General features: G+C 72.0%; 10 protein-coding genes and 1 riboswitch. Of the genes, 6 read left to right on the top strand and 4 right to left on the bottom strand.

The features are described 5' to 3' along the window. Positions 1-106: 106 nt before the first annotated feature. A complete protein-coding gene (gene recQ / locus ACFY93_RS24095; protein ID WP_391362678.1) occupies positions 107-2,206 on the top strand; it encodes a DNA helicase RecQ in 2,100 nt (699 codons plus the stop codon). Positions 2,207-2,233: 27 nt separating this feature from the next. Here the strand turns inward: recQ and fahA are convergent, their stop codons facing one another. Continuing rightward, positions 2,234-3,448, bottom strand: coding sequence for a fumarylacetoacetase (gene fahA / locus ACFY93_RS24100; RefSeq protein WP_391362595.1), 1,215 nt, complete (start codon positions 3,446-3,448; stop codon positions 2,234-2,236). 250 nt (positions 3,449-3,698) lie between these two features. Between fahA and ACFY93_RS24105 the strand changes: the two genes are divergently transcribed. Then, positions 3,699-4,589: a Cof-type HAD-IIB family hydrolase gene (locus ACFY93_RS24105; protein WP_391362597.1), complete on the top strand. Its 891-nt coding sequence runs from the start codon at positions 3,699-3,701 to the stop codon at positions 4,587-4,589. Here ACFY93_RS24105 and ACFY93_RS24110 read toward each other — a convergent pair. Next, positions 4,583-5,464 (bottom strand): transglycosylase SLT domain-containing protein, encoded by an 882-nt coding sequence (locus ACFY93_RS24110; protein ID WP_391362600.1) that lies wholly within the window; start codon positions 5,462-5,464, stop codon positions 4,583-4,585. The genes ACFY93_RS24105 and ACFY93_RS24110 overlap by 7 nt on opposite strands. Before the next feature lie 5 nt (positions 5,465-5,469). Continuing rightward, positions 5,470-5,627: riboswitch (cyclic di-AMP (ydaO/yuaA leader) on the bottom strand. A 346-nt stretch (positions 5,628-5,973) separates the two neighbouring features. Next, complete coding sequence (locus ACFY93_RS24115) at positions 5,974-6,144, bottom strand: hypothetical protein (protein WP_391362603.1); 171 nt, start codon at positions 6,142-6,144, stop codon at positions 5,974-5,976. Positions 6,145-6,416: 272 nt separating this feature from the next. On the opposite strand from ACFY93_RS24115, the gene ACFY93_RS24120 reads away from it, so the two are divergent. From ACFY93_RS24120 to ACFY93_RS24135, 4 genes are all read left to right on the top strand, one after another. Further along, positions 6,417-7,427, top strand: coding sequence for a polyprenyl synthetase family protein (locus ACFY93_RS24120; protein WP_391362606.1), 1,011 nt, complete (start codon positions 6,417-6,419; stop codon positions 7,425-7,427). Positions 7,428-7,674: 247 nt separating this feature from the next. After that, entirely contained in the window at positions 7,675-8,901 is a 1,227-nt protein-coding gene (locus ACFY93_RS24125; RefSeq protein WP_391362609.1) for an outer membrane lipoprotein carrier protein LolA, read from the top strand. Positions 8,902-8,972: 71 nt separating this feature from the next. After that, on the top strand, positions 8,973-9,938 hold the full coding sequence (locus ACFY93_RS24130) for an ATP-binding cassette domain-containing protein (protein WP_391362612.1): 966 nt from the start codon (positions 8,973-8,975) through the stop codon (positions 9,936-9,938). After that, positions 9,925-10,872: an ABC transporter permease subunit gene (locus ACFY93_RS24135; protein ID WP_391362615.1), complete on the top strand. Its 948-nt coding sequence runs from the start codon at positions 9,925-9,927 to the stop codon at positions 10,870-10,872. The genes ACFY93_RS24130 and ACFY93_RS24135 overlap by 14 nt, the downstream gene beginning before the upstream one ends. A 15-nt stretch (positions 10,873-10,887) precedes the next feature. Here the strand turns inward: ACFY93_RS24135 and ACFY93_RS24140 are convergent, their stop codons facing one another. After that, complete coding sequence (locus tag ACFY93_RS24140; RefSeq protein WP_391362618.1) at positions 10,888-11,469, bottom strand: NAD(P)H-dependent oxidoreductase; 582 nt, start codon at positions 11,467-11,469, stop codon at positions 10,888-10,890. Positions 11,470-11,541: the final 72 nt, after the last annotated feature.

An 11,541-nucleotide genomic window follows, 5' to 3' on the forward strand; every position in this document is an offset into this window, starting at 1 on the left:
GCTGTCGGTGCGGGGCCCTATCGTTGCAGTCGTGGGCGGGTGCGACGGAGCACGCGGCCCGCGGCACGGGGCAGGGGGTCGGGCGATGGACGGGACAGGCGAGACGATGGTGATGGCCGGAGAAGGCGGAGTGGGCACGGCGGCCCCGGGACCGGCCGAGAGCGAGGCGCTGGCGACGCTGCGCCGGGTCTTCGGCTACGAGGCGTTCCGGGGCGACCAGGAAGCCGTCATCGACCATGTGGTGGCGGGCGGCGACGCCGTCGTGCTGATGCCGACCGGTGCCGGGAAGTCCCTCTGCTACCAGATCCCGTCCCTGGTCAGACCGGGCACGGGCATCGTGCTCTCCCCGCTCATCGCGCTCATGCAGGACCAGGTGGACGCGCTGCGCGCGCTGGGCGTGCGCGCCGGGTTCATGAACTCGACGCAGGACTTCGACGAGCGGCGGACGGTCGAGGCGGAGTTCCTCGCCGGCGAGCTGGACCTGCTCTACCTGGCGCCGGAGCGGCTGCGTCTGGACGCCACGCGGGATTTGCTCGCGCGCGGCAAGATCGCGGTCTTCGCGATCGACGAGGCGCACTGCGTGTCCCAGTGGGGCCACGACTTCCGCCCCGACTACCTGGCCCTGTCCGTGCTGGGGGAGCGCTGGCCGGACGTGCCGCGGGTCGCGCTGACCGCGACGGCCACCCGGGCGACGCACCGGGAGCTCACCGAGCGCCTCGGCATGCCGGACGCCCGCCACTTCGAGGCCAGCTTCGACCGGCCCAACATCCAGTACCGGATCGTGCCCAAGGCCGACCCCAAGAAGCAGCTGCTGGCCTTCCTCCGCGAGGAGCACGCGGGCGACGCGGGCATCGTGTACTGCCTCTCCCGCAACTCGGTGGAGAAGACCGCCGAGTTCCTGACGCGGGGCGGCATCGAGGCGGTGCCCTACCACGCGGGCCTGGACGCGGGCACGCGCGCGGCCCACCAGTCGCGGTTCCTGCGGGAGGACGGCCTTGTCGTGGTGGCGACGATCGCCTTCGGCATGGGCATCGACAAGCCGGACGTGCGCTTCGTCGCCCACCTCGACCTGCCGAAGTCGGTCGAGGGCTACTACCAGGAGACGGGCCGCGCCGGCCGGGACGGCCTGCCGTCCACGGCCTGGATGGCGTACGGGCTGCAGGACGTGGTCCAGCAGCGCAAGCTCATCCAGAGCGGAGAGGGCGACGAGGCCTTCCGCCGCCGTGCCGCCGCCCACCTGGACTCGATGCTCGCCCTGTGCGAGACGGCCCGGTGCCGCCGGGGACAGCTCCTCGCCTACTTCGGCCAGGACCCCTCCACACCGGCGTGCGGCAACTGCGACACCTGCCTGACCCCGCCCGAGACCTGGGACGGCACCGTCGCGGCGCAGAAGCTGCTGTCCACGGTGGTGCGGCTGCAGCGGGAGCGGGGGCAGAAGTTCGGCGCGGTCCAGATCGTCGACATCCTGCTGGGGCGCCGCACCGCCAAGGTGATCCAGTTCGACCACGACCAGCTGTCCGTGTTCGGCATCGGCGAGGATCTGTCCGAGGCCGACTGGCGTGGCGTCATACGGCAATTGCTGGCACAGCGGCTGCTCGCGGTCGAGGGCGAGTACGGGACGCTGGTGCTGACCGAGGAGAGCGGGACGGTGCTGCGGCGCGAGCGGGAGGTGTTGCTGCGCAAGGAGCCGCCGAAGCCGGTGGTCTCCCGCTCCTCGTCCGGCTCCGGGAAGGGCGAGCGCAAGACGAAGGCCGCGGCGGCGGAGCTGCCCGCCGGACTGCTTCCCGCCTTCGAGGCCCTGCGCGCGTGGCGGGCCGAGCAGGCGAAGGAGCAGGGCGTCCCGGCGTACGTCATCTTCCACGACGCGACGCTGCGGGAGATCGCCACGGTGTGGCCGGCGTCGGTGGCGGAGCTGGGCGGGATCAGCGGGGTGGGTGAGAAGAAGCGCGCGACCTACGGGGAGGGCGTGGTCGCGGTCCTCGCCTCCCTGGAGCGGCCCACCGAGGCGGGCACGGACGCCGGCACGGGCACGGGCACGGACGCCGGCACGGGCACGGACGCGGCGGGTGCCGGGCGCGGTGCCACAGGGGCCTTCGGTGGCCGGAGCACGCGCGGGCCCGCTCCGGCCGGCGCCCGCGCCGACGACGTACCGCCTCTGGACTGGTCAGGCACGGAGCCCGAGCCCGAGCCGGACGACTGGATGTAGCCGCCCGGCGCGGGGGCCGTGGGCGGGTCAGCGGGCCGGGGTGATCCGGCCCGTCACCTCGCCCAGGCCGACGCGGCTGCCGTGCGGGCCGGGCGCCCACGCCGTCAGGGTGACCTCGTCGCCGTCCTTCAGGAAGGTGCGCTTGCCGTCCGGGAGTTCGAGGGCGTCGCGGCCGTTCCAGGTGAGTTCCAGGAGGGAGCCGCGTTCGCCCTCGGTGGGGCCGCTCACGGTGCCGGAGCCGTACAGGTCGCCGGTGCGCAGCGACGCGCCGTTCACCGTCATGTGGGCCAGCTGCTGCGCGGCCGTCCAGTACATGGTGGAGAAGGGCGGCTCGGAGACGACGTGGCCGTTGATGGCGACGGAGATCCGCAGGTCGTAGCCGCCCGGTTCCTCGGTGGCGTCGTCCAGGTAGGGGAGCAGGGGGTGGGTGCGGTCCGGGGGCGCGACCCGGGCGTCGTCCAGCGCGTCGAGCGGGGTGATCCAGGCGGACACCGACGTGGCGAAGGACTTGCCGAGGAAGGGGCCGAGCGGCACGTACTCCCAGGCCTGGATGTCCCGCGCCGACCAGTCGTTGAGGAGGCAGAGGCCGAAGACGTGGTCGCGGAAGTCGCCGAGCGGCACCGGCGTGCCCATGGCCGTGGGCGTGCCCACGACGAAGCCGACCTCCGCCTCGATGTCCAGGCGGACGGAGGGACCGTAGGCGGGCGCCGTCTCGGCCGGGGCCTTGCGCTGGCCCGAGGGGCGGACGACGTCGGTCCCCGAGACCACCACGGTCCCGGCCCGGCCGTGGTAACCGATGGGGAGGTGCTTCCAGTTGGGGGTGAGCGAGTCGGCGGCGTCGGGGCGGAAGATCTGCCCGACGTTGCGGGCGTGGTTCTCGGACGCGTAGAAGTCGACGTAGTCGGCGACCGCGAAGGGGAGGTGCAGGGTCACCTCGGAGAGCGGGATCAGCAGCGGCTCGACGGTCGCGCGGTGGGAGGGGACGGTCACCCAGGCCGTGAGGGCACGCCGTACGTCCGACCAGGCGGTGCGGCCCGCGGCGAGCAGCGCGTCGAGCGACGGCCGGGCGAGCAGGGAGACGTACGGGGAGCCGAGGGCGGCCGCCGCCGCACCGGCGTCGAGCACGTGGTCGCCGAGCCGGACACCGACGGTCCGCTCATCGGAGCCGGTACGGGAGAACACGCCGTACGGAAGATTGTGCGGACCGAAGGGATCGCCCTCGGGGACATCGAAGGGGGGCATCGGGTACTGCCTCGCTTTCCGTGTGGTTGCGGCACACGTTACGTGGGAGGACCCGCCTCGCGGCAGTGCCTGAAGAGTTCGTAATGTCCGTTCGGTACTGTTCGAAGCCGCTGGTTCGGTCCGGTCGGTCCGGGTCAACCGGGCGGCCCGGGACGCGACTTCGCGCGGTGGACGGCGATGCGGGCGGGATACCGGACGACGACCGGTTCACGCCGGGCCGCTGGGGCGTGGGATCCGTATTCTTCGGATCATGGCCGCTCCGACTGCATATTCACTCATCGCCACTGACCTGGACGGAACGCTGCTGCGCGGCGACGACAGGGTCTCCGACCGGTCGCGTGCCGCGCTGGCGCGGGCGGCCGGAGCGGGCGCCACGCATCTCGTCGTGACGGGGCGGCCGGCGCCGAGGGTGCGTCCGCTGCTCGACGCCCTCGGCTGCCGGGGCCTCGCGGTGTGCGGGCAGGGGGCGCAGGTGTACGACGCCGGCACCGGCCGGATGGTCTGGTCGGTCACCCTGGAGAGGGAGTCGGCGGAGACGGCGCTCGGCAAGATCGAGGCGGAGGTGGGGGAGTTGTACGCGGCGGTGGACCAGGACGGCGTGGACGGGCTGACACTCATCGAGCCGGGTTACGTCATGCCGCACCCGACCCTGCCTGCGGTCCGTGTGGAGCGCCGGGAGGCCCTCTGGGCGAAGCCGGTCAGCAAGGTGCTGCTGCGGCATCCGGTGCTGTCGGACGACGAGCTGACGTCGGTGGCCCGTGCCGTGGTCGGTTCTCTCGCCACCGTGACCATGTCGGGTCCCGGCACCGTCGAACTCCAGCCATGCGGCGTGACGAAGGCGACGGGACTGGCGCGCGCCGCACGTCACCTCGGTCTGGACGCGTCCGCGACCCTCGCCTTCGGTGACATGCCGAACGACATCCCGATGTTCGACTGGGCGGCACACGGCGTGGCCATGGCCAACGCCCATCCCGAACTGCGGTCCGTCGCCGACGAGATCACCCTCTCGAACGAGGAGGACGGCGTCGCGGTCATAGTGGAACGGCTGTTCCCCGGCCCCCGCGGCGAAGCGGGAACCGGGGAACAGCCGGGCACCGGGCGCCGGTCAGGTGGGCGCCGATCCCTGGGTGACGGTCAGTAGGCGCCGTTGACGTTGTCGATCGAGCCGTACTTGTCCGCCGCGTAGTTGCAGGCGGCCGTGATGTTCGCGACCGGGTCGTACGGGTCCATCGAGGTGCCCGCCACGTGGTAGGCGGCGAAGGTCGGGTCGATGACCTGCAGCAGCCCCTTGGAGGGGGTGCCGGCGACCGCGTTGGAGTCCCAGTTGTTGATGGCCAGCGGGTTGCCCGAGGACTCACGCATGACGTTGCGGTAGATGCCGTCGTACGAACCGGGGATGCCGTTGGCGGCCATGATGTCCAGCGACTGCCGGATCCAGCCGTCGAGGTCGTTCGTGTATGTCGTCGCCGCGACCGGAGCGGCCTCGATGGACGGCGCGGAGGTGGTCGCCGTGGCGCTCTCCGTCTTCGTCACGCCGCTGCCCGCCCTCCCGGTGGAGTTCTCGCCGGAGCTCTTGTGGGCGCTCGTCGGGTTCTGGTTGCTCGCGGTGCCCTTCGAGGCGTCCGCGCTCTTGGCGCCCAGCGTCAGCCGGAGTCCGGGGTGGATCAGGGACGGGTTCTCGCCGACGGCCTCGCGGTTGTCGGCGTAGAGCTGCTTCCAGCCACCCCGCGTGGAGTGGTCCCGCGCGATCTTCGCCAGAGAGTCGCCCTTGACCACCCGGTAGCTGTGGTGCTTGACCTGCGCCTTCTCGCCCGCCTTGGCGGTGGCGTGCTGGGTGGACGCCGCCGACGCCACGGATGCCGCGGAGGTCACGGCACCGGTGGGCTCGGCGGCACTGGCGACGGTCGCGCCCATGAGGGGGAGCGCGAGGGCGGCTCCGCCCGTTCCGGTGGCGACGATGCCACGGAGGAGGGGGCTGGAGGTTCTGGTGAGGCGGTGCTTGCCACGAGCGGACATGACTGAGTTCCTCTCCGCGCCTGCGAGGTGAGCTGTCGGGTTCGGGCGGGAGGTGCCCGGCCGCGCTGACGCGTGGCTTAACCCCGAGCCGTGCCGGCTGGACCGGTACGGCGACCTACCTGGGTCCCCCGCTCCTGCCGTACTGGGTCGGTGGGTTGGTGCCGGGCGGCGGCAGGATTGGGCGGTCCGTCCGGTTCGACCGAAACGTATGCGAGAGCACATGTGCGGAACAAGGTTTGAATCCATGACGCAACTCACCTGATCAGTATGGAGTGGGTGATGTGTCGTCAGATCAAACGGATTCACAGGTTCAACTTGCAGTGCGCAAAGGCAAATGCACACACCCGGCGATATGGATCTTTCTGTCCGGCGTGACCCAATTCACGTGCTGTGGGCGGGTGTTGATGTATATCCAACCCCTGCAAAGCGCCTCATTGAGTCACGTAAGTGCTCAGGTCGGAGCTTGGTGAGGTACGTGAGATAGCGCCTATGAAGGACAAGAAGGGGAGCTAACGCACGGAGGGGCGCAAAGCGGCAATACGGGCAAGAGTGCCGCCGTCGCCGTCGCCGTCGCCGTCGCCGTCGCCGTCGTCCCCGTCGCCGTCGCCGTCGTCGTCGGCGTCTCGGCGCCCGGTGGCGGCGCGCCGGGCGACGGGCTCGGTCGAGGCCGACGTCCGCACCCGACCGGTTATCGAACATGTGGCCGAATTTGCTGAGGGGTGCGAGGTGGACGAGGGGCCGCCGGTGGTGAAGTGCCGCCGCGCGCATTCAGGTGCGGGGTCTCCTCCCGTCCGGGGGAGACGCGGGCGGGGACGGTGGGCGCTCGTGGTGATCGAAACGTGACCGGATACGCTGACTTGAGTGATGGCAGCGACACATCGACAAACCGTGTCATCGACCGAATGATCGACCGAGTTCGCCATGTGATCGTCAGCAGACAGGAGAACCTCTCGTGACCGTCGTCGGGCCGTTCGGGCTGAGCGTGCGGGACCAGGCTCTCGAAGCCGATGTCCAGGCCGGATTGGCGGCTGTCGAGTCGGGTTTGCTCGAAGCCACCAAGAGCGGGGTCCCCTTCATCACGGAGGCCGCCCAGCATCTCGTCCGCGCGGGGGGGAAGAGGTTCCGCCCGCTGCTGGTGATGCTCGCGGCACAGTTCGGTGATCCCTACGCGCCGGGTGTCGTCCCCTCGGCCGTGGTCGTCGAGCTGACCCACCTGGCCACGCTCTACCACGACGACGTCATGGACGAGGCGGAGGTGCGCCGCGGGGTGTCCAGCGCGAACACCCGCTGGGGCAACTCGGTCGCGGTCCTCACCGGCGACTTCCTCTTCGCGCGCGCCTCGCACATCCTCGCCGACCTCGGGCCCGAGGCGGTCCGCATCCAGGCGGAGGCGTTCGAGCGCCTGGTGACCGGCCAGATCCTGGAGACGGCCGGCCCCCGCGACGGCCGCGACCCCGTCGACCACTACCTGGACGTCCTCGCCGGCAAGACCGGGTCCCTGATCGCCGTCGCCGGCCGCTTCGGCGCGATGATGTCGGGCGCCGACGAGACGGTCGTGGACGTGCTCACCCAGTACGGGGAGCGGCTGGGCATGGCGTTCCAGCTCGCCGACGATGTACTGGACATCGCCTCCGACTCGCACGAGTCCGGGAAGACCCCGGGGACCGACCTGCGCGAGGGCATCGCCACGCTGCCGGTGCTGCGGCTGCGCGAGCGCGCGGAGCGGCTCGGGCTGCCCGAGGACATCGCCCTGTGCGAGCTGCTCGACTCGGATCTCACGGACGACGCCCGGCACGCCGAGGCGCTCGCCCGGCTGCGCGCCCACCCGGCGCTGGAGCAGGCCCGCCGGGACACCGTGCGGTACGCGGAGGAGGCGCGGGCCACGCTGGCGCCGCTGCCCGACTGCGACGCGAAGGTCTGCCTGCTGGAGCTGTGCGACGCGGTGGTGCACCGGGCGGGCTGACCCCCGCCCCCCCGTCCTCGGAGCGGCGGCGCTCTCCTCACGACCCCTACGGGTCGGGGGAGGCGCCGCCGCTTCGTGTCATACCGCAGCAGTACACGCAGTTGCGTCCCCGGTCTGACGCTTCCGCGGGTCCGATTTGGTCAGATGGAGAACACCACTCCTCACCGATTCGGGTGAGAATGGCGGCTCGGGGTGGAAAGCGCAGGACGGTAGGAAGGCCGCCGCCGACGACGGAGGTAAGGCACACATGGCACCGTACGAATCCGACAGGACCGCCGGGGCGGACGGCCTGCCCGACGACGCCGACGAGATGCGCGGCGGGCGGCGGAGGGCAGCGCGTTACGTCGTCCCGGTCGCGGTGGTGGGGGTGGCGGCGGCGACCATCGGGCTCGTCCCGGCGCTCGCCGACTCGGGCGACCCGGATCTGCCCGAGGTCAGCGCACAGCGGCTCATCGAGAGGATCGCCGCGTCGGACACCGAGCAGCTGTCCGGCACCGTGAAGATCAGCACCGATCTGGGGCTGCCCGACCTGGGCGGGCTCGCCGGCGGTTTCGCGTCCGGCCCGGCCGGGGACGACGGCGGCTCCTCCGCGGACCCGACGTCCAAGCTGACGGAGCTGGCCTCCGGCACGCACACGCTGCGGGTCGCGGCCGACGGTCCCGACCGGTCGAAGGTCTCGCTGCTCGACAAGACGTCCGAGTACAGCCTCGTCCACAACGGCGACGACGTCTGGGGGTACGACAGCAAGTCGAACCAGGTCTACCACGCCACCGCGTCCGGCTCCGGTCACGCGGACGGCCGGAAGGGCGAGGCGCCGAAGGGCGTCCCCGCCACCCCGAAGGAGCTGGCCGAGCAGGCGCTGAAGGCCGCCGACGGCACGACGTCCGTGACCGTCGACGGGACCGCGCAGGTCGCCGGCCGGGACGCGTACAGGCTGCTGATCAAGCCGAAGCAGTCCGGGACCACGGTCGGCGCGATCACCGTCGCCGTGGACGCGAAGACGGGCACGCCGCTGAAGTTCACGCTCACTCCGGCGGGCGGGGGCGCGGCCGTCGTGGACGCCGGCTTCACCGAGGTCGACTTCTCGAAGCCGGCCGCGTCGACCTTCGACTTCACCCCGCCGAAGGGCGCGAAGGTCACGCAGGACGGCGAGGCCGGGGCGTCCGAGGGCGTCCCGAAGGGGTCCCCGCAGGACCTCGCCTCAGGGCTGGAGGGCCTGAAGGTCGTCGGCGAGGGCTGGAACACGGTCGCCGAGTTCGACACGGGCGGCCAGGGCATGCCCTCCGCGTCCTCGGGCAACGGTGACGTCAGCGGCTTCCTGAACTCCCTCGGCGACCAGGTCCACGGCACGTTCGGCTCCGGCACGGTCTTCTCGACCCGCCTGGTCAACGCGCTGATCACCGACGACGGCAAGGTCTACGTGGGTACGGTCACCAAGGACACACTGGTGAAGGCGGCCGACGCGGCGGGGTGACCCGGCGGGACGGCCCGTGACGTGGTCCCGTTCGAGCGAGTGAACGGGGCGAGTGAACTGGGGGAGAGCCCATGGAGGAACGGTCCGCCGCGGAGCCCGGCACGGGGGACACGGTGATCGCCACCCGCGCGCTCACCAAGCGGTACCGCGGCGGACAGCTCGCCGTGGACGGTCTGGACCTGACCGTCCCGGCGGGCAGCGTCTTCGGCTTCCTCGGACCGAACGGCTCGGGCAAGACCACCACCATCCGCATGCTGATGGGGCTGATCGAGCCGACCTCGGGCTCGGCGCGCGTGCTGGGGCAGCCGATGCCCCGCGCCGCGCGCGCCGTGCTCCCGGAGGTCGGCGCGCTCATCGAGGGCCCCGCGCTGTACGGGTTCCTCTCCGGCCGGGACAACCTCCTGCGGTACGACGCCGCCGACCCGAGCGCCGATCCGCGCACCCGGCGGGCCCGCGTCGCGGCGGCGCTGGACCGGGTCGGGCTGACGGCGGCCGCGGGCAAGAAGGCCAGGGCGTACTCGCTCGGCATGAAGCAGCGGCTCGGTCTCGCCGCCGCGCTGCTGCGGCCCCGCCGTCTGCTCGTCCTGGACGAGCCGACCAACGGGCTCGACCCGCAGGGGATGCGGGAGATCCGTTCGCTGGTCAGGGAGCTGGCCTCGGACGGGACCACGGTCTTCCTCTCCTCACACCTGCTCGACGAGATCGAGCAGGTGTGCACGCACGCGGCGGTGATGGCCCAGGGCCGGCTGATCACCCAGGGCGCGGTGGCCGAGCTGGCGGCCGGGGCGCGCGGGCGGCTGGTCGTCACGACCCCGGACACGGCGGACGCGGCCCGGGTCCTCAAGGAACAGGGCGTGGCGGACCTCGTCGTCACCGGCACCGGGGTGAGCGGTGAGCCACCGGACCGCGAACTCGCCGAGCTGAACGCGGCGCTGGTCACGGCGGGCGTCCGGGTCCGCGGCTTCGGGGTCGAGCGGGCCTCGCTGGAGGACGCCTTCATGGCGCTGACGGGGGAGGGCTTCGATGTCGCGAGCTGAGGCGCCGCGGGCGGACGCGCGGACGGACGACGGGTTCGCGTCCGGGGCCGGGACCCCGGCGGCGGACGCGGCCCGGGCGAGCGTACGGAGGCCGAGCCCGCTGTGGACGTTCGGGCTGTTCCGCGACGAACTCGTCACCACGTTCCGGCGCTGGCGCACGCTCGCGCTGCTCGGAGTGCTCGTCGCCGTGCCGGTGCTCATCGGCATCGCCGTCAAGGTGGAGACGAGCGACGGTTCGGCGGCGGGCGGCGGGAGCGGCGAGGGGCCCGCGTTCATGGCCCAGATCACCAACAACGGCCTGTTCCTCGTGTTCACGGCGCTGGCCGCGACGCTCCCGTTCTTCCTGCCGATGGCCGTCGGCGTCGTCGCGGGCGACGCGATCGCGGGCGAGGCGAACGCGGGCACGCTGCGCTACCTGCTGGTCGCGCCGGCCGGCCGGACCCGGCTGCTGCTCACCAAGTACGCGACCACGATGACGTTCTGCCTGGTCGCGACCCTGCTGGTGGCGGTGTCGGCGCTCGCGGTCGGGGCGCTGCTGTTCCCGCTGGGCGAGCTGACGACGATCTCCGGTACGCGGATCGGCTTCGGCGAGGGGCTCGCGCGGGCCCTGCTGATCGCGCTCGTCGTGGCCGCGTCCCTGGTCGGCGTCGCGGCGCTGGGGCTGTTCGTCTCGACCCTGACGAACAGCGGGATCGCGGCGATGGCGACGACCGTGGGCCTGCTCATCACCATCCAGATCCTGGACCAGATCCCCCAGCTCCACGCACTGCGGCCGTACTTCTTCTCGCACTACTGGCTGTCCTTCGCCGACCTGATGCGCGACCCCGTCTACTGGGACGACCTCGTCCGCAACCTCGGCCTGCAGGGCCTGTACGCGGCGGTGTTCGGCTCGGCGGCGTGGGCCCGGTTCACGGCGAAGGACATCACCGCGTAGAGGTGCCCGCCGGGCTCAGGCCGTCTCGTGCGGGAAGCGGGCGAGCGGCGGTTCCTGGGCGAAGAACGTCTTCGCGCGCGTCAGGGCCGCCGCGTCCTCCAGTACGTCCCCCGGCTTGCTGCCGTTGCCGAGGAGGACCCCGCCGAAGCGCATCCCCAGATACGCGGCCGTGTGGTGCAGGGTGCCCACCAGCGGAGCGGCGACCGCGTCCTCGGGGGCGGCCAGCGCGGTGACGCCCCACAGGCGGCGGCCCGCCATCGTGGCCTTGAAGTCCACGCCGGGGGTGCGCAGCCAGCCCGACCAGTGGTCGAGGTAGCGCTTGGTGGAGGCGGACACCGAGTACCAGTACAGGGGCGAGGCGATGACGATGTCCGTGGCCGCGAGCGTGGCGTCGAGCAGCATCGCGGTGGTGCCGGAGGTGGGCCGCGCGAAGTCGTCGTGGCGCCGGTCGGTGAAGTCGGGCAGCGAATGCTCGGCGAGGCTCACCCACCGCCGGCCGACGTCGCCGGGCAGCTGCTCGGCGGCCTTGCGGGCGAGCAGTTCGGTGTTGCCGTCGGGACGGCTGCTGCCGAGCACGAAGAGGAACTGACGGCTCATGGGGACCTCCGGGACGTGACGGTGGACAACTACTTGCACGTACATTAGATGCGTACGCAAGTAGCTGTCCAT

This window comes from Streptomyces sp. NPDC008313 (assembly GCF_042956125.1).
GTDB lineage: Bacteria > Actinomycetota > Actinomycetes > Streptomycetales > Streptomycetaceae > Streptomyces.

What these genes read in the sequence shown, in the direction of transcription:
- ACFY93_RS24140 (WP_391362618.1), bottom strand. Translation starts at nt 11,469, where the DNA reads ATGAGCCGTCAGTTCCTCTTCGTGCTCGGCAGCAGCCGTCCCGACGGC.
- recQ (WP_391362678.1), top strand. Translation starts at nt 107, where the DNA reads ATGGTGATGGCCGGAGAAGGCGGAGTGGGCACGGCGGCCCCGGGACCG.
- fahA (WP_391362595.1), bottom strand. Translation starts at nt 3,448, where the DNA reads ATGCCCCCCTTCGATGTCCCCGAGGGCGATCCCTTCGGTCCGCACAAT.
- ACFY93_RS24125 (WP_391362609.1), top strand. Translation starts at nt 7,675, where the DNA reads ATGGCACCGTACGAATCCGACAGGACCGCCGGGGCGGACGGCCTGCCC.
- ACFY93_RS24135 (WP_391362615.1), top strand. Translation starts at nt 9,925, where the DNA reads ATGTCGCGAGCTGAGGCGCCGCGGGCGGACGCGCGGACGGACGACGGG.
- ACFY93_RS24110 (WP_391362600.1), bottom strand. Translation starts at nt 5,464, where the DNA reads ATGTCCGCTCGTGGCAAGCACCGCCTCACCAGAACCTCCAGCCCCCTC.
- ACFY93_RS24130 (WP_391362612.1), top strand. Translation starts at nt 8,973, where the DNA reads ATGGAGGAACGGTCCGCCGCGGAGCCCGGCACGGGGGACACGGTGATC.
- ACFY93_RS24105 (WP_391362597.1), top strand. Translation starts at nt 3,699, where the DNA reads ATGGCCGCTCCGACTGCATATTCACTCATCGCCACTGACCTGGACGGA.